The sequence below is a fragment of the Streptomyces sp. NPDC096048 genome (genome assembly GCF_044763415.1).
Classification (GTDB): domain Bacteria; phylum Actinomycetota; class Actinomycetes; order Streptomycetales; family Streptomycetaceae; genus Streptomyces.
Window position 1 is genome coordinate 535967 of sequence record NZ_JBIWGG010000004.1, and the last position, 16311, is coordinate 552277.

Annotated in this window: 17 protein-coding genes; 9 read left to right on the forward strand and 8 right to left on the reverse strand. The window is 72.9% G+C overall.

Annotated features, from left to right (window positions below):
* Positions 1–45 precede the first annotated feature (45 nt).
* The 5 genes from ACIQ6R_RS13740 (at position 46) to mug (ending at position 5395) form a co-directional block, all read left to right on the forward strand.
* Positions 46–1392, forward strand: coding sequence for a hemolysin family protein (locus ACIQ6R_RS13740; RefSeq protein WP_404180854.1), 1347 nt, complete (start codon positions 46–48; stop codon positions 1390–1392).
* On the forward strand, positions 1389–2429 hold the full coding sequence (locus tag ACIQ6R_RS13745; RefSeq protein ID WP_404221129.1) for a hemolysin family protein: 1041 nt from the start codon (positions 1389–1391) through the stop codon (positions 2427–2429). The genes ACIQ6R_RS13740 and ACIQ6R_RS13745 overlap by 4 nt, the downstream gene beginning before the upstream one ends.
* Positions 2430–2495: 66 nt before the next feature.
* Positions 2496–3275, forward strand: coding sequence for an SGNH/GDSL hydrolase family protein (locus ACIQ6R_RS13750; RefSeq protein WP_404221131.1), 780 nt, complete (start codon positions 2496–2498; stop codon positions 3273–3275).
* Positions 3276–3398: 123 nt separating this feature from the next.
* Positions 3399–4841 carry an adenylosuccinate lyase gene (purB, locus tag ACIQ6R_RS13755; RefSeq protein ID WP_404221133.1) on the forward strand — a complete coding sequence of 481 codons (1443 nt, stop codon included), beginning with the start codon at positions 3399–3401 and terminating at the stop codon, positions 4839–4841.
* The gene (gene mug, locus ACIQ6R_RS13760) at positions 4838–5395 is read left to right on the forward strand and encodes a G/U mismatch-specific DNA glycosylase (protein ID WP_404221370.1); all 558 of its coding nucleotides are present in this window, start codon (positions 4838–4840) and stop codon (positions 5393–5395) included. The genes purB and mug overlap by 4 nt, the downstream gene beginning before the upstream one ends.
* A 19-nt stretch (positions 5396–5414) precedes the next feature.
* On the opposite strand, the gene ACIQ6R_RS13765 is transcribed toward mug, so the two are convergent.
* Genes ACIQ6R_RS13765 through ACIQ6R_RS13775 form a run of 3 tightly spaced genes read right to left on the reverse strand, consistent with a single transcriptional unit; the run spans position 5415 to position 7561 of the window.
* Entirely contained in the window at positions 5415–5855 is a 441-nt protein-coding gene (locus ACIQ6R_RS13765) for a hypothetical protein (RefSeq protein WP_404221135.1), read from the reverse strand.
* Between the two features lie 57 nt (positions 5856–5912).
* A complete protein-coding gene (locus ACIQ6R_RS13770; protein ID WP_404221137.1) occupies positions 5913–6638 on the reverse strand; it encodes an ABC transporter permease in 726 nt (241 codons plus the stop codon).
* 2 nt (positions 6639–6640) lie between these two features.
* Positions 6641–7561: an ATP-binding cassette domain-containing protein gene (locus tag ACIQ6R_RS13775; RefSeq protein ID WP_404221139.1), complete on the reverse strand. Its 921-nt coding sequence runs from the start codon at positions 7559–7561 to the stop codon at positions 6641–6643.
* 108 nt (positions 7562–7669) lie between these two features.
* Between ACIQ6R_RS13775 and ACIQ6R_RS13780 the strand changes: the two genes are divergently transcribed.
* The 3 genes from ACIQ6R_RS13780 to ACIQ6R_RS13790 all read left to right on the forward strand — a co-directional run bounded on the left by ACIQ6R_RS13780 (position 7670) and on the right by ACIQ6R_RS13790 (position 10762).
* Positions 7670–8830: a sensor histidine kinase gene (locus tag ACIQ6R_RS13780; RefSeq protein WP_404221141.1), complete on the forward strand. Its 1161-nt coding sequence runs from the start codon at positions 7670–7672 to the stop codon at positions 8828–8830.
* 14 nt (positions 8831–8844) lie between these two features.
* Positions 8845–9507 carry a response regulator gene (locus ACIQ6R_RS13785; RefSeq protein WP_404181006.1) on the forward strand — a complete coding sequence of 221 codons (663 nt, stop codon included), beginning with the start codon at positions 8845–8847 and terminating at the stop codon, positions 9505–9507.
* A 100-nt stretch (positions 9508–9607) separates the two neighbouring features.
* Positions 9608–10762: an ROK family transcriptional regulator gene (locus tag ACIQ6R_RS13790; protein WP_404181009.1), complete on the forward strand. Its 1155-nt coding sequence runs from the start codon at positions 9608–9610 to the stop codon at positions 10760–10762.
* Positions 10763–10825: 63 nt separating this feature from the next.
* On the opposite strand, the gene ACIQ6R_RS13795 is transcribed toward ACIQ6R_RS13790, so the two are convergent.
* Both ACIQ6R_RS13795 and ACIQ6R_RS13800 read right to left on the reverse strand, forming a co-directional pair.
* Entirely contained in the window at positions 10826–11587 is a 762-nt protein-coding gene (locus tag ACIQ6R_RS13795) for a GntR family transcriptional regulator (protein WP_404221143.1), read from the reverse strand.
* 197 nt (positions 11588–11784) lie between these two features.
* Entirely contained in the window at positions 11785–12669 is an 885-nt protein-coding gene (locus ACIQ6R_RS13800) for an RNA polymerase sigma-70 factor (RefSeq protein ID WP_404221145.1), read from the reverse strand.
* A 212-nt stretch (positions 12670–12881) separates the two neighbouring features.
* Here ACIQ6R_RS13800 and ACIQ6R_RS13805 point away from each other — a divergent pair, with 212 nt between their 5' ends.
* Complete coding sequence (locus tag ACIQ6R_RS13805) at positions 12882–13760, forward strand: alpha/beta fold hydrolase (protein WP_404221147.1); 879 nt, start codon at positions 12882–12884, stop codon at positions 13758–13760.
* A 62-nt stretch (positions 13761–13822) separates the two neighbouring features.
* Here ACIQ6R_RS13805 and ACIQ6R_RS13810 read toward each other — a convergent pair whose 3' ends face one another.
* The 3 genes from ACIQ6R_RS13810 to ACIQ6R_RS13820 form a co-directional block, all read right to left on the reverse strand.
* Complete coding sequence (locus ACIQ6R_RS13810; protein ID WP_404221372.1) at positions 13823–14464, reverse strand: esterase/lipase family protein; 642 nt, start codon at positions 14462–14464, stop codon at positions 13823–13825.
* 215 nt (positions 14465–14679) lie between these two features.
* A complete protein-coding gene (locus ACIQ6R_RS13815; protein ID WP_404221149.1) occupies positions 14680–15948 on the reverse strand; it encodes a beta-ketoacyl-[acyl-carrier-protein] synthase family protein in 1269 nt (422 codons plus the stop codon).
* Entirely contained in the window at positions 15945–16202 is a 258-nt protein-coding gene (locus ACIQ6R_RS13820) for an acyl carrier protein (RefSeq protein ID WP_404221151.1), read from the reverse strand. The genes ACIQ6R_RS13815 and ACIQ6R_RS13820 overlap by 4 nt, the downstream gene beginning before the upstream one ends.
* Positions 16203–16311: the final 109 nt, after the last annotated feature.

Sequence of the window (16311 nt, forward strand, 5' to 3'; positions counted from 1 at the left end):
CGCGGTCCTGCGGGTCCTGGCCGATCATGGATCCGAGGTGACCCGATGACCGAAGTGCTCCTGCTGCTGGTGGCGATCCTGCTCTCGCTCGTGTGCGGCGCCTTCGTCGCGGCCGAGTTCTCGCTGACCACCGTCGAACGCGGCGAACTGGAGCGGGCGGCGGCGAGCGGCGAGCGGGGCGCGGCAAGCGCCCTGAAGGCCGTGCGGAACCTGACCTTCCAGCTCTCCGGGGCGCAGCTCGGCATCACGGTCACCAACCTGGTGGTCGGCATGCTCGCCGAGCCCTCGGTCGCCGCGCTCATCTCGGGCCCGCTGGAGAGTGTGGGGGTGTCCCGCTCGGCGGCCTCCTCGCTGGCGCTGGTGCTGGGCACGGCCCTGTCGACGGTCTTCCTGATGATCGTCGGCGAGCTGGTGCCGAAGAACTGGGCGATCTCCTCACCGTTGGCCGTCGCCAGACGGGTGGGCGGCCCGCAGCGCTGGTTCAGCGCCGCCTTCCGGCCCTTCATCACCCACCTGAACAACACGGCCAACCGCATCGTGCGCGTCTTCGGTGTGGAGCCCGCCGAGGAGCTGGCATCCGCGCGTGGGCCGCAGGAGCTGGCGGCGCTCGCCCGGCACTCGGCCAAGGAGGGCGCGCTGGAGGCGGACACCGCCGAGTTGTTCGTCCGGACCCTGAATCTGGCCGACCTGACGGCACAGAACGTGATGACCCCGCGCGTGCAGGTCGTCGCCCTCGACGCCCGGGCGACGTGCGAGGACGTGGCGAACGCGACGCGGGCCACCGGGCTGTCCCGGTTCCCCGTCTACCAGGACACGCTCGACGCCGTGGTGGGCACCGCGCACGTCAAGGACGTCCTGGCGGTGCCCGCCGAGCGGCGGCCCGGCATCCCGGTCGCCGAGCTGATGCGCGAGCCGCTGCTCGTCCCGGAGTCACTGACCGTCGACCGGCTGCTCGACCGGCTCTCCGGGCGGCGCACGATGGCCGTCGTGATCGACGAGTACGGCGGGACGGCGGGCGTGGCCACCCTGGAGGACATCGTCGAAGAGGTCGTCGGCGAGGTGCGGGACGAGCACGATCCGCACGAGACGCCCGAGCTGGACACGGCCGGCACCGACGAGCAGGGCCACGCGCTGTACTGGGCCGACGGCGCGGCACGCGTGGACCGGCTGTCGCGCCTGGGCCTCAGGGTGCCCGACGGGCCGTACGAGACGGTCGCCGGGCTGGTCGCGGCCGGGCTGGGGCGCATCCCGGCCGTCGGCGACACTCTGGAGGTCGCCGGCTGGCGGCTGGACGTCGTGGACGCCACGGGTCGCAGGGCGGCCCGGGTACTGCTGCACGCGCCGCTCGACGACGCGCGCGCCACCGAGGGCGAAGGGGAGACCGGCCGGTGACCGCCGTACAGCTGCTGATCGGTCTGGCGACGCTCGTCGTCAACGCGTTCTTCGTGGGCGCCGAGTTCGCGCTGATCTCCGTGCGCCGCAGCCAGGTGGAGCAGTACGTGGAAGCGGGGGCGGCGGGGGCGGCGGGGGTGGCGGGCGACCGGCGTGCGAAGAGCGTGCTGTGGGGTCTGGAGCACGTGTCGGCGCTGATGGCGGCGGCCCAGCTGGGCATCACGTTGTGCACGCTGGTCCTCGGTGTGGTCGCGGAGCCGGCGATCGAGCACCTGCTGGAGCCGGTGTTCCACGCGGTGGGCATCCCGTCCGGCGCGGGTCACGCGTTGTCCTTCGTGATCGCCCTCGCGCTGGCGACCTATCTGCACATGCTGCTCGGCGAGATGGTTCCGAAGAACATCGCGCTGGCCGAGCCGGTGCGCAGTGCGCTGCTGCTCGGGCCCCCGCTGGTGGCGCTGTCCCGTGCGCTGCGCCCGGTGATCTTCACGATCAACGCCTTCGCGAACGCGCTGCTCAAGCTGCTCAGGGTCGAGACGAAGGACGAGGTCTCGGCGACCTTCACGGACGCGGAGCTGGCCGAGATCGTCAAGGACGCCAGTGAGGCCGGGTTGATCGACGACCGGGCCCAGGAGCGGCTGCACGACGCCCTGGAGCTGGGCCGGCGGCCGGTGCGGGACGTGGTGCTCCCGCTGGAACGCGTCGTCCACGCGCGCGTGGGCATCACCGCGGAGCAGTTGGAGCGACTGTCGGCGGAGTCCGGGTTCTCCCGTTTCCCGGTGGTGGACGACGGGCGCCGGATCGTCGGCTACCTGCATGTGAAGGACGCTTTGGACGCCTCGTCGCGGGACCTGCCGTTCCGGCTGCGGGACATGCGGCCCATCGCGAGGGTCCGGGAGCGGACCCCGCTGGACGACGTGCTCACCGCGATGCGCCGCAGCCGTACGCATCTGGCGGCCGTGATCGGCTCCGACGGACGGCTGGCGGGACTGGTGACCATGGAGGACGTGCTGCGTGAGCTGTTCGGGCAGCGGATCTGAGCCTGCCCGGCCCGGCGGAGGGCGACCGACCGAGGGGTATGTGCAGGCGCTACCATTTCTGTCGCCATGCAGACGAATCCCACTCACGCCAGCCTTGTCACCGTCGGCGACTCCTTCACCGAGGGCATGTCGGACCTGCTGCCCGACGGCTCCTACCGGGGCTGGGCCGACCTTCTCGCCGCTCGGATGGCCGCCCGGTCCCCCGGTTTCCGGTACGCGAACCTCGCGGTGCGCGGGAAGCTGATCGGGCAGATCGTCGATGAGCAGGTCGACGTGGCGGCGGCCATGGGAGCCGACGTGATCACGCTGGTCGGCGGGCTCAACGACACGCTGCGACCCAAGTGCGACATGGCCCGGGTACGGGATCTGCTGACGCAGGCCGTGGAGCGGCTCGCCCCGAACTGCGAGCAGCTGGTGCTGATGCGCAGTCCGGGCCGCCAGGGCCCGGTGCTGGAGCGGTTCCGGCCGCGCATGGAGGCGCTGTTCGCGATCATCGACGATCTGTCCAGGCAGCACGGCGCCGTGGTCGTCGACCTGTACGGGGCCGACTCGCTGGCCGACCCGCGCCTGTGGGACGTGGACCGGCTGCATCTGACCGCCGACGGGCACCGCCGGGTCGCGGAGGCCGTGTGGCAGTCGCTCGGCTACGAACCCGAGGATCCCGAGTGGCACGCGCCGATCCCGGCGACGCCGCCGCCGGGTTGGCTCATGCGCCGGACCGCGGACGTCCGGTTCGCCCGGCAGTACCTGCTGCCCTGGATAGGCCGCAGGCTGACGGGCCGGTCGTCCGGGGACGGACTGCCGCCCAAGCGTCCCGAGCTGCTGCCGTACGAGGACCCGGCGTGACCCCGTTCCGGCCCGTGCCGCAGCCGCCCGGGGGATCTTCGTAGCTTCCGGGGGACCTTCGTAGCTTCCGACGAACAACCCCGCGGCGCTGGCCTGCACGAATCGCCAGTAGAATCCGTTTACGTGACTTCCGCTCCCGCCAAGCCCCGCATCCCGAACGTCCTCGCCGGACGCTACGCCTCCGCCGAGCTCGCCACGCTCTGGTCGCCCGAGCAGAAGGTGAAGCTGGAGCGGCAGCTCTGGCTCGCCGTGCTGCGGGCCCAGAAGGACCTCGGCATCGAGGTGCCCGACGCCGCTCTCGCCGACTACGAGCGCGTCCTCGACCAGGTCGACCTGGCCTCGATCGCCGAGCGCGAGAAGGTCACGCGGCACGACGTGAAAGCGCGGATCGAGGAGTTCAACGACCTCGCCGGGCACGAGCACGTGCACAAGGGCATGACCTCACGCGACCTGACGGAGAACGTCGAGCAGCTCCAGGTCCGGCTCTCGCTGAAGCTGATCCGCGACCGCTCGGTGGCCGTCCTCGCCCGGCTGGGCAAGCTGGCCGGCGAGTACGCCGAGCTGGTCGTGGCCGGCCGCTCCCACAACGTCGCCGCGCAGGCCACGACGCTGGGCAAGCGCTTCGCCACCACCGCCGACGAGCTGCTCGTCGCCTACGGCCGGGTGGAGGAGCTGCTCGGCCGCTACCCGCTGCGCGGCATCAAGGGGCCGGTCGGCACCGCCCAGGACATGCTGGACCTGCTCGGCGGGGACGCGGGCAAGCTCGCGGAGCTGGAGCAGCGGATCGCCGAGCACCTGGGCTTCTCGCAGGCGTTCACCTCGGTCGGCCAGGTCTACCCCCGCTCGCTGGACTACGAGGTCGTCACCGCGCTGGTGCAGCTGGCGGCGGCGCCGTCCTCGCTGGCGAAGACGATCCGGCTGATGGCCGGGCACGAGCTGGTCACGGAGGGCTTCAAGCCCGGCCAGGTCGGCTCCTCGGCGATGCCGCACAAGATGAACACCCGCTCCTGCGAGCGCGTCAACGGCCTGATGGTGATCCTGCGCGGCTACGCGTCGATGACCGGCGAGCTGGCGGGCGACCAGTGGAACGAGGGCGACGTGTCCTGCTCGGTGGTGCGCCGCGTGGCCCTCCCCGACGCGTTCTTCGCCCTCGACGGGCTGCTGGAGACGTTCCTGACCGTGCTCGACGAGTTCGGTGCCTTCCCGGCCGTCGTCGCCCGGGAGCTGGACCGCTACCTGCCGTTCCTCGCCACCACCAAGGTCCTCATGGGCGCGGTGCGGGCCGGCGTCGGCCGCGAGGTCGCGCACGAGGCGATCAAGGAGAACGCCGTGGCCTCCGCGCTGGCGATGCGCGAGCAGGGCGCCGAGCGCAACGAGCTGCTCGACAAGCTGGCCGCCGACGAGCGCATCCCGCTGGACCGGACCGGGCTGGACGCGCTGATGGCCGACAAGCTGTCCTTCACGGGCGCCGCGGCGGACCAGGTCGGCGTCCTCGTCGGCCGGATCGAGGAGATCGTCAAGCAGCACCCGGCGGCCGCGGGCTACACCCCCGGAGCCATCCTCTGACGCGCTTCACCAGGGACGAGCTGGAGGCCGCCCGCGACCGTCTCATACCGGACGTCGTCGCGGACGGTCTCCAGGTGCTGTTCTGCGGGATCAACCCCGGCCTGATGACGGCGGTGACGGGCCACCACTTCGCCCGACCCGGCAACCGCTTCTGGCCGGTCCTGCACCTGTCCGGGTTCACGCCGCGGCTGCTGAAGCCGTCGGAGCAGGGTGAGCTGCCGTCGTACGGGCTCGGCATCACGAACGTCGTCGCGCGGGCCAGCGCGCGGGCGGACGAGCTGACCGCCGAGGAGTACCGCGAGGGCGGCCGGCTGCTGGCGCTGAAAGTGGCGCGGTTGCGGCCCCGTTGGCTGGCCGTGGTCGGTGTCACCGCGTACCGCGCGGCGTTCGACGACCGGAAGGCGCAGGTGGGTCCGCAGGAGCGGACGATCGGGGACACGCGCGTGTGGGTGCTGCCCAACCCCAGCGGGCTCAACGCGCACTGGACGGCGCAGACGATGGCGGAGGAGTTCGCGCGGCTGCGGGTCGCGGCGGAGGCGGAGACGGACGCGTAGGTGCGGGCGTGGGGAGCGGTCACGGTGGCGCCTGCTCCGTGACGACGGCCAGCAGCCGCACCTCGTCCGTCTCGTCCCGGTCGGCGACGGCCACCGCGACCCACCGGCCGGCGCCCTCCGCCTCCCACAGGTACGCCACGTCCGCGCGGGCGCTGAGACCGGCCCACGGCTCGGGTATGTCCTCCGCTTCGGTCCGCAGCAGGACCGTCCGCAGGTTCCAGGGGTCCGTCTCCCCCCAGCGCGGGGCGAGGCGCTCGCAGAGAGCGTCGCGGTACTTCTCGTACTGCTCCACCGTCACCGCCCGCTCCCCCGGGTCGCCGCCGCGCAGGCCATGGCTGCTCTCCAGCACCGCCACGAAGTGGCCCGGCTCCCCTGCGCCCCCGGCCGACGGGCCGTGCTCCGCCGGGAAGGGGCGGAAGCACAGCTCGTCGATGAGGGCGATGTGCCGCGCGATGTCCATGCCGTCCAGTAAACCGGCCGCCACTGACAATTGGCGGGGCGTCAGCCGTCGGCGAGGTCAGGCGTCCCGGCTGCGCAGCCGCCAGGCGCCGGCGAGGAGGGCCGCGGTCGCCCACAGCGCGGTCACCGCGAGTCCCGCCCAGGGCCCCAGAGTTCCCTCGTGCGTCTGATACAGGGCGACTTGCCCCGCCTTGTCCGGCAGGAAGTCCGTGGCGCCACCCGCCACGTCCCCGACCACGAAGGAGATGATGAGGATGAACGGGATCAGGGTGCACAGGGTGGCCAGGCCGCTGCGGAACAGGGCGGTGAGGCCGGCCGCGAGCAGGGCCATCAGCATGAAGTAGATGCCGCAGCCCACGACGCCCCGCACCTGCTCGCCGACGGTGAGTCCGCTCGCCGCCGAGCCGAGGCCCGCCCGGGCCGCGACGAGGGCGACGGACGCGGTGAGCAGCCCCACGGCGAGGGCCGGTACGGCGACGATCACGAGCTTCGCCGCGAACCACCGACCGCGCCGTGGAACGGCGGCCAGGGAGAGCCGGATCCCGTTGCCGTGGTACTCGGACGAGACGACCATGGCCCCGAAGGCGATGGCGGCGATCTGGCCGGGCATGACGCCGGAGAGGGACATGAACAACGGGTCGAAGTCCGGGTCGGAGGTGTCGGAGACCCCGGCCAGCGCGGAGAAGGCGGTGGTGACCGCGAACAGGGCCAGCAGGGTGCCGCACAGCGAGCGCAGGGTGCGGACCTTGAGCGCCTCCGAGCGGAGTACGGGCGTGAAGTACATGGTCAGGCCTCCTGGGGCTGTGCGGTGAACTCGGCCTCGGCGGCCGTAAGGTCGAGATAGGCCTGTTCCAACGTGCCTTCGTCCGACGCCAGTTCGAGAAGGGGTACGCCCGCGCCGGACACGATCCGGCCGATGTCGTCCACGCGCGCGTGGTGCACGGTCCAGTACCCGTCGTCGTGTTCCACGGCGTCGTGGCCGTGCCGGGCGAGGGCGCTCTTCAGCGCGGTGGCGTCGGAGGTGCGGATGCGGACACGCGGCCGCACGCGCGCGTCGATGAACTCCCGCATCGGCGTGTCGGCGAGCAGGCGGCCCCGGCCGAGGACGACCAGGTGGTCGGCGAAGGACGCGGTCTCGTTCATCAGGTGACTGGAGACCAGGACCGTGCGTCCCTCGGCCGCGAGCCGGCGCAGCAGTCCGCGGACCCAGATGATGCCCTCGGGGTCCAGTCCGTTGGAGGGCTCGTCCAGCATCACCACTTCGGGGTCGCCCAGCAGGGCGGCGGCGATGCCCAGCCGCTGGCGCATGCCCAGCGAGTACGTCCGCACCCGGTGGCGTCCCACCGACGCGATGCCCGTCTCCTCCATCACCTCGTCGACCCGGCGCGAGGGTACGCGGTTGCTCGCCGCCAGGACGCGCAGGTGGTCCCGGGCGGTGCGGGAGCCGTGGGCGGCCTGCGCGTCGAGCAGGGCGCCGACGTGCCGCAACGGCTCGTGGAGGGTGGCGTAGGGGCGTCCGCCGACGGTCGCGGTCCCGGAGGTGGGCCGGTCGAGGCCCAGGACGAGCCGCATGGTGGTGGACTTTCCGGCGCCGTTGGGGCCGAGGAAGCCGGTGACCCGGCCGGGGTGCACGGTGAAGGTGAGGTCGACGACGGCTCGTCGGGTGCCGTACTCCTTGGTGAGGTTCTGGACGTCGATGCTGGTCATGGCTGCAGCGTGCCGGTCGGTGCGGGGGCGGGTCCTCCCCCGCACGTGGAGATCGTCTCCCCCGTGCGGGGGAGGTGTGCTGTCAGTGGCGGCTGACAGGATGACGGAATGGTCCGCTTTCTGCGCCCGCTGCTTCGGGGGACGACGTACACACGGCTGCTGCACCTGTGGGTGCCCATGCTCGTGGTGAGCGTGTGGGCGCTCATCGACGACACCAAGCTGTGGGTGCCCGCGGCGGTGCTGGTCCCGGTCGGCTTCATCCCGGCCGTGCGGACCGGCGAGGGCGTGCAGGCCCGGCTGCTTCTCACGCCCGGCTCCGAGGACTCCGCCTTCTCGGTCGCGCCCTCGGCGACCTGGCGCGACCGGCTGCGCACCGTGGTGTGGCTGGAACTGCGCATGCTGCTGGGTGCCTTGACCACGGGCGTCTGCGTCTGGCTGCCCATTCTCACCGTTGACCTGGTCCGGCTCGCCCTGGGACACCGGATCGGCGACATCCCGGTCCTGCGCGACGCCGCGCCGCACTGGGCGTACGCGCTCCTCGCGCCGCTCCCTCTGCTCGCCGCGTACGGCGCCGTGGTCGGCCTCGGCGTCCTGGCGACGGCGGGCGCCCGCGCGTTCCTCGGACCGTCCGCCGCCGAACGGCTCAGCGCCCTGGAGGAACGCACCGAACAACTCCTGGAACGCAACCGCGTCGCCCGCGAGTTGCACGACTCCATCGGCCACGCGCTGACCGTCGCCGTCGTGCAGGCGGGGGCCGCCCGCGCGGCGAACAGCCCCGAGTTCACCGACCGGGCCCTGACCGCGATCGAGGAGACCGGCAGGGCGGCCCTGGAGGACCTGGAGCGGGTGCTCGGCGTCCTGCGGGAGGCGGAGCGGCCCCTGAGCAGCAGACCGACGCTCACGGACGCCGACCGTCTGCTGGAGTCCGCCCGCGCATCCGGGTCGAAGATCGACGCCGAGATCACGGGACCGGTGGAGGCCCTGCCGGGCCCGGTCTCCCGCGAGGGCTACCGCATCCTCCAGGAGGCGCTGACCAATGTGCTGCGACACGCGGGGGCGGTGCCCGCTCGGGTCCGCGTCGAGGTGGCGGACGGCGCGCTCACCCTGGAGGTGCGCAATCCGCTGCCGGACGGGAGGAGGGTCACGCCCGGACGCGGCAGCGGGCTGCGCGGCATACGGGAGCGTGCCGCGCTGCTGGGCGGGCGGGCGCACACGGGACCCGACGAAGCCGGTGACTGGCAGGTGCGCGTCGAGCTGCCGCCCGGCTGATCTACGCTGGCCGGATGCCGGTCAGAGTGCTCCTCGTCGACGACGAACCCCTCGTACGCGCGGGCCTGCGGGCGGTGCTGGAGGCGCAGCCGGACATCGAGGTGGTCGGCGAGGCGGCCGACGGGGCGGCGGTCATTCCACTGGTGCGGCAGGTACGGCCGGACGTGGTCGCCATGGACGTCCGGATGCCGCTGCTGGACGGCATCGAGGCCACGCGCGCACTGCTGCGGACGGTGACCGATCCGCCGAAGATCCTCGTCGTGACGACCTTCGAGAACGACGAGTACGTGTACGAGGCGCTGCGCGCGGGCGCCGACGGGTTCCTGCTGAAGCGGGCCAGGCCGGCCGAGATCGTGCACGCGGTGCGGCTGATCGCCGAGGGCGAGTCCCTGCTGTTCCCGGCCTCGGTGCGGCAGCTCGCCGCCGAGTACGGCGACGGCGGCGGGAACCGCGCGGCGCGCGCCGTGCTGGAGCGGGCGCAGCTGACCGAGCGGGAGGACGAGGTGCTGCGGCTGATGGCGCGCGGGTTGTCGAACGCGGAGATCGCCGCCCGGTTGGTCGTCGGCACGGAGACGGTGAAGTCGCACGTGAGCTCGGTACTGGCGAAGCTGGGGGCACGGGACCGCACGCAGGCGGTGATCACGGCGTACGAGTCGGGTTTCGTGGCGCCGGGGTGAGGCACTCCGGCCGTCCGGGCACGGGCGGACCGGCACTCGCCGGGGCGGAGCGGGCCGAGTACGATCCGGCCAACACGCGCACGAGCTGGGAGGACGGACGTTGGGCGGGCTGACCGGTGGAGATCCGTCGCTGCTGCGGAGGATCAACTCCGCTGTGGTGCTGCACGCGTTGCGTGCCACGGACTGCGCGACGCTGACCGAGATCACCCGGGTGACGGGGCTGTCCCGGCCGACCGTCGAGGGCGTCGTCGAGGGGCTCATCGAGGCCGGTCTCGTCGTCGAGGCGGCGGCCGACGAGGGCACGGCCCGACGGCAGGGGCGGCCCGCGCGGCGGTTCAGGTTCCGGGCGGAGGCCGGGCATCTGCTGGGTCTCGAGATCGGCTCGCACCGCGTCGCCGCGCTCCTGTCCGATCTGGACGGCCGGGTCATCGGCGCCCAGGCCAAGGACGTCGACGAGACCGCCACGGCGGACGAGCGGCTGGAGCGGCTGCGCACCGCGGTCGCCGAACTGCTGCGCCGGGCGGGTGTCGCGCGCGGCTCGCTGCGGGCCGTGGGGGCGGCGACGCCCGGGATCGTCGAGGCGGACGGCACGGTGCGGCTGAGCACCGCGCTGCCCGAGTGGACCGGCCTGCGCCTGGGCGAACGGCTGAGCCGTTCCTTCAAGTGCCCGGTGCTGGTCGAGAACGACGCGAACGCGGCGGCGGTCGCCGAGCACTGGAAGGGCGCCGCCACCGAGTCCGACGACATCGTGTTCGTGCTGGCCGGGCTGAGCCCGGGGGCCGGGGCGCTGATCGGCGGGCGGCTGCACCGGGGGTACGGCGGGGCGGCCGGCGAGATCGGCGCGCTGCATCTGCTGGGGCGCGACGTGACGCCGGAGACGCTGCTGTCCACCACGGGCCGGCCGCTGCACCCGCTGGACGAGCAGGCGGTCGCCCGGGTGTTCGCCGAGGCCCGTGAGGGCGACCAGCGGGCCCGCGCGGCAGTCGAGCGGTTCATCCAGCGGCTGGTGCACGACGTGGCGGCACTGGTGCTGGCCCTGGACCCGGAACTCGTCGTCGTCGGCGGCTGGGCGGCCGGGCTGGACGGCGTACTGGAGCCGCTGCGCCGGGAGCTGGCCCGCTACTGCCTGCGCCCGCCGAAGGTGGCCCTGTCGCTCCTCGGCGAGGCCGCCGTGGCCACGGGCTCGCTGCGGCTGGCCCTCGACCATGTGGAGGAGCAGTTGTTCGCGGTGGAGGGGGCGACGGCCCGGCGCTGAGCCGCGCCGGGCCACGGCGGAGGCGGGTCCGGCCGGCGGGAGGTGTCCGGGGCCGTCCGGGGCTCAGGAGGCGCGGGTCTCGGGGCCGTGGTGGATCTCCACGTCGCCGAAGTCCCCGAACGTCAGCCGACAGGTGTCCGCGCGGTAGGTGGCGACGGAGAGCGCGGCGGTGCGGCCCTCGGCGAGGTAGCGGGTGGTGACCACGAGGACGGGCGCTCCCGGGAGCCGGTCCAGTTCCTTCGCGGCCTCCGCTCCGGCCGACCCCAGCTCCACGGCGCTCTCCCGCCGCTCCAGCTCTCCGCGCTGCAGTTCGCGGAGCACGACCCGCGCGCGTGCGGCGCCGGAGGGCGCGTCGATGGCGGTGAGGTCGGGCACGGAGGAGGGCGGGATGTAGAGCAGCTCCGCCGCTACGGGCTGGCCGTGCGACACCCGGGAGCGGCGGACGATGTGCACGTGTTCGTCCCGGCCGGTGCCCAGGGCGTCGGCGACGGCCGCGGGCGGAGCGGCCGGCACGCAGTCGGCCGGTTCCCAGGCGTCCTCGGCCGTTCCGGGCCAGGCGTGGCGCTCGGTGCCGACGGCCACGCCCACGCGCGGCGGGGCGACGGTCGTACCGACGCCGCGGCGGCGCTGGAGCCTGCCTTCCAGTTCGAGCTGTTCCAGGGCCTGCCGGAGCGTGGCGCGGGCGACGCCGAAGCGGGCGGCGAGGTCGCGCTCGTTGGGCAGGACCTCGCCCACCGAGAACTCCGAGTCCAGGGCCTCGCTGAGCACGGTCCTGAGGTGCCAGTACTTCGGTTCCGGCACCGATTCCAACTGCGTGGTCCCCACCCTGTCCTCCGCAATCGCCGTGGTCCGGCGGCGTTTTGACGCCCTTGTTTATTAAAGGTTGTTGCAGTTCTCTGCGACCATAAAACGGCCCACACCCTTGGTCAAGACCAATCCCGCGACAGGACGGCGAAGCCCCCGTCGCGGGACGGGGGCTCGATCCGTGGCGGAGGGGCGGATGGCGCGGCCGGCTGCCTGCCCTAGGGGGTGTCCAGGGAGCGCAGTTTGTCGGGGTTGCGAATGATGTACACCGACTGGATGCGCCCGTCGGCCACGTCCAGCTGGAAGACGGAGTCGGGCCTGCCGCCGGACAGGGCCAGCAGGGCCGGGCCGCCGTTGAGCTCCAGGAGGCGGAAGGAGAAGTCCGGGATCCCCTTCTGTGCGGCGCCGAGCAGGAAGCGGCCCACCTTGTCGGAGCTCTCCAGTACGCGCAGGGGCGCCTTGGACTTGCCACCGCTGTCGCCGACCAGCCGGACGTCGGGCGCGAGCAGCGCCATCAGCCCTTCCAGGTCGCCGTCGGTCGCGGCGGCGAGGAAGCGTTCGGTGAGGTCCCGGCGCTGCGCCGGGTCGACGTCGTAGCGGGGCCGCCGCTCGTCGACGTGCTTGCGTGCCCGTCCGGCGAGCTGGCGCACCGCGGCCTCACCGCGCTCCAGCATCGCGGCGATCTCGGCGTACGGGTAGCCGAACGCCTCCCTCAGGACGAAGACCGCCCGCTCCAGCGGTGACAGCGACTCCAGGACGACGAGCACGGCGAACGACACCGAGTCGGCGAGCACGGCCCGCTCGGCGGTGTCCGGTACGGCGTCCCCGAAGTCGGTGGCGTAGGGCTCCGGCAGCCAGGGGCCGACGTACGTCTCACCCCGCGACTTGATCTGGCGCAGCCGGTCGATGGCGAGGCGGGTGGTGACGCGCACCAGGTACCCGCGCGCCTCCCGGACACCGGAGCGGTCGGCGCCGGACCAGCGCAGCCAGGCCTCCTGGACCACGTCCTCCGCGTCGGCGAGGCGGCCCAGCATGCGGTAGGCGACCCCCAGGAGGACGGGGCGGTGCTCTTCGAAGACATCGGTCGCGGTTTCGGTGGTCACCGTTCCATCCCAGCGGACGCGTGCGGCCGTGTCCAGGCGGAATCGCCCCACCCGAAGCCGACCGACGACCGGGGTCTACCCGTCGGTAGCTCTTACTGACAAGGTGTCTACGCAACGCCATCGTTCATCTGTTCCCGAAGACATTTGTTCCCGAAGACATCCGTTCCCGTAGACGTGTGTTCCCGCAACACGTGTTCCCGACAAGGAGCCCCATGTCCGCAACGCTCTCCTTCACGGCCCCCACCGAGCACGGCCCGCAGGACATCACCCTCGCCTACGCGCGCGTGGGCGAGGGCGAGCCGCTGCTACTGCTGCACGGCATAGGTCACCACCGGCAGGCCTGGGACCCGGTGGTCGACATCCTCGCGACCGAACGCGAGGTGATAGCCGTGGACCTGCCGGGGTTCGGGCAGTCGTCCGCGCTGCCGCACGGCCTGCCGCACGATCTGCCGACGACGAGCGCGGTGCTCGGCGCCTTCTGCGCGGCGCTGGGGCTCGACCGGCCGCACGTGGCCGGCAACTCGCTGGGCGGTCTGCTGGCCCTGGAGCTCGGCCGCGAGAACCTGGTGCGGTCGGTGACGGCCCTGTCCCCGGCCGGCTTCTGGACGCAGGCCGAGCGGCGCTACGCCTTCGGCGTCCTGCTGGGGATGCGCCGGACCGCCCGGAGCCTGCCCCTCCCCCTGGTCGAGCGGTTGTCCCGCACCGCGGTCGGCCGCACCGCGCTGACGAGTACGATCTACGCCCGCCCCGGCCGCCGCTCCCCCGAGGCGGTCGTCGCCGAGACGCTGGCGCTCGCCCACGCGCAGGGGTTCTCCGAGACGCTCCGGGCCGGACGGGGCGTGCTGTTCACCGATGACGTGCCCGGTGTCCCCGTCACCGTGGCGTGGGGCGACCGGGACCGGCTGCTCCTGCCGCGGCAGGGCATACGCGCCAAGCACGCCATTCCGCGGGCCCGCCTGGTACGGCTGCCCGGCTGCGGCCACGTCCCGATGAACGACGACCCGGCGCTGGTCGCCCGTGTTCTCCTGGACGGCAGCAGGGCTCAGTCGGCCAGGGCCTTGAGGACCTCGTTCAGCACGGTCGCGTTGTAGGGCATGCTCACGTGCGGGGTGTGGTCGTCCGGGTCGATGTCCTGCAGGACGATGTTGTTGACCTAGCGACCCTCGGTCTTCGCGAGGGCGCACGACGTGTACGGAGTGACCACGTCGTCGTACTGGGTGGCGATGACGGTGTGGCGGACGCCCTCCGTCGTCTCGCCGAGACCGGCCAGCTCGCGCTGGAAGGGGTGGTCGTGCTGGAGTTGCGGCCAGGCCGGCACGACCTCCCCGACGGCGCCCTGTTCGAGGAGTCCCACCGCGCCGGCGATCTGGCGGGCGAGGTTCATCCGCCCCTGTGCCGTGACTCCGTGGTTGCTGGGCGCGATGCCGACGAAGTTGTGCGCCTTGGGCCCTCCGCCCAGGGCGTTGAGGTAGTAGCGCGGCATCATGCCGCCCTGCGAGAAGCCGACCAGGTCCACCTGCTGGGCGCCGGTCCGCCGCAGCACCTCGTCGACGAAGTCCGCGAGCTGCCGGGCGGAGTGCTTGATGTCGCCCAGGCCGAAGATCTCGGGGTTGCCGTGGTGGCCGTAGTCGAGCCGGAAGACCCGGTGACCGTGCTGCCGCAGCAGCGGTGCTGCCGTGTTCCAGGTGCAGCCCCGGTTGCCGGGGGGTGCCGTGCACGAGCACCACCGGACGCGGATGCTCCGCGGTGGGCGGGGCGTTCCAGTCGTCCCCCGCCGGACGTCGACGGTCGCGATGACCTGCGCTCCGCCGGCCCGCGCGACCGCACCGGGCGGTGCGGGGTCTCGGTGATGTCCGTGACGACGTCGTCCGAGTCGGCACCGGGGATCCGGGGATTGAGGAAACTCACGGTCTTCTCCCTTGCGTCGGGGAACGGCGCGGAGTTCGTCGACTCCTCAGGCTCCCGTCCGTGGAATTCCGCGGCCGATCGAGCCGGCCTGACCGGACATGCTCACGACGAAGGAGCGGCGGGCTCCCGGGCCGGTTCGGTGGGGCAGCTTCTGAAGGCGAGTACGGCGTTGTGGCCGCCGAAGCCGAAGGAATGGCTCAGGGCGAGGTCGACGGGCTGCGCCCGGCTGGTGCCGGTGACGGCGTTGATCTCGGCGTCTCCTTCCTGTTTTTCGAGGTTGGCCACGGGGGGCACCCGGCCGTGGGCCACGGACAGCGCGGTGATCGCCGCTTCGACCGCCCCGGCCGCGCCGAGCAGATGGCCGAGGGTGCCCTTGACCGAGGTCACGGAGGGCTGGTGAGGGAAGAGGCGACGGATCAGACGGGCCTCGGCGGCGTCGTTGAGCGGCGTGCTGGTGCCGTGCGCGTTGATGTGCTGCACGTCCGCGGGGCGGGCGCCGGCGTCGTCGAGGGCCCGCCGCACGGCGAGGGCGGCGCCCTTGCCCTCGGGGTCGGGTGCCACGGGGTGGTGGGCGTCGGACGATGCTCCGTAGCCGGCCAGCAGAGCGTAGCCGGGGCGTCCGCGGGCCCTGGCCGCAGTCGCCGGCTCCAGGACCAGGGCCGCGCCGCCCTCCGCCATGACGAAGCCGTCCCGGGCGCTGTCGAAGGGCCGGGAGGCGGCCCGCGGGTCGTCGCCGCGGCGGGACAGCGCGCCCATCCGGTCGAAGCCGGTGACCCAGAGGGGCTGTACGACCGCGTCGGAGGCGCCCGCGACGGCGATGTCGCAGGCCCCGGAGCGCAGGAGTTGCAGGGCGGTGCCGATGGCGGTGGCGCCGGAGGCGCAGGCGGTGACCGTGCACAGCGCCGGGCCCCGGGCGCGCAGGTGGATGGTGAGCTGTCCGGTGGCCATGTTGGGCAGGAACATCGGCAGCAGCATCGGTGAGACGCGCGCCGTGCCCTGGTCGAGCAGTTTGCGGTGCTGTTCCAGCATGGTGCCGGTGCCGCCGGCCGAGCTGCCGAAGACCACCGCGACGCGGTCCGCGTCCCAGTCGGCCGGGTCCAGGCCGGCGTCGGAGACCGCCTCCAGGGCGGCGTTTAGGGCGAACTGGGTGAAGCGGTCGTACTGCCAGGGGCGTGAACCGGGGACGTGACCGCGGGGGGAGAAGTCCGGTACGAGGCAGGCGAAGTCGACCGGAAGACCCTTGAGTTCGGGGACGTACCGGGCGGTGGGGCGGCCCGCGCACACGCCGTCCCAGGTGGCCTCGCGGCCGGTGCCGGCCGGAGTGACCAGGCCGATCCCGGTGACGGCGACGTCGGGCCGGGCGCCGGTCACGACTTGACGGCCTGGGCGATGACGTCGGCCACGCCGGCCAGGGTGAGGTCCGGGTCGGCCTCGCCGTCCTGTACTTCGATGCCGAGTTCCTCGGTGAGTACGACGAAGAGCTCCACCACGGCCAGCGAGTCGAGGTCCAGCTGCTCGAAGGTCGCGGTGGGGACGATGGCCTCGGGGGGCACTTCGAACTTCTCGCTGAGAACCGAGGCGAGCAGGTCGTAGGCGCGGCTGTGGGGGGTGGTGTCGGTGGTCATGTCAGGGGTGTCCTTTCCGGTCCGACGGGCGGTACCCCGGGGTGGTGGGGGTCCGTGGTGGTGGGGTTCCGTAGTGGTGGTGTCCCGCGGTGGCGGGGCTCCGTGGTGG

Coding starts and splice junctions, on each gene's coding strand:
- ACIQ6R_RS13740 (WP_404180854.1), top strand. CDS start 46: ATGACCGAAGTGCTCCTGCTGCTGGTGGCGATCCTGCTCTCGCTCGTG.
- ACIQ6R_RS13750 (WP_404221131.1), top strand. CDS start 2,496: ATGCAGACGAATCCCACTCACGCCAGCCTTGTCACCGTCGGCGACTCC.
- ACIQ6R_RS13765 (WP_404221135.1), bottom strand. CDS start 5,855: ATGGACATCGCGCGGCACATCGCCCTCATCGACGAGCTGTGCTTCCGC.
- ACIQ6R_RS13770 (WP_404221137.1), bottom strand. CDS start 6,638: ATGTACTTCACGCCCGTACTCCGCTCGGAGGCGCTCAAGGTCCGCACC.
- ACIQ6R_RS13775 (WP_404221139.1), bottom strand. CDS start 7,561: ATGACCAGCATCGACGTCCAGAACCTCACCAAGGAGTACGGCACCCGA.
- ACIQ6R_RS13780 (WP_404221141.1), top strand. CDS start 7,670: ATGGTCCGCTTTCTGCGCCCGCTGCTTCGGGGGACGACGTACACACGG.
- ACIQ6R_RS13785 (WP_404181006.1), top strand. CDS start 8,845: ATGCCGGTCAGAGTGCTCCTCGTCGACGACGAACCCCTCGTACGCGCG.
- ACIQ6R_RS13805 (WP_404221147.1), top strand. CDS start 12,882: ATGTCCGCAACGCTCTCCTTCACGGCCCCCACCGAGCACGGCCCGCAG.
- ACIQ6R_RS13820 (WP_404221151.1), bottom strand. CDS start 16,202: ATGACCACCGACACCACCCCCCACAGCCGCGCCTACGACCTGCTCGCC.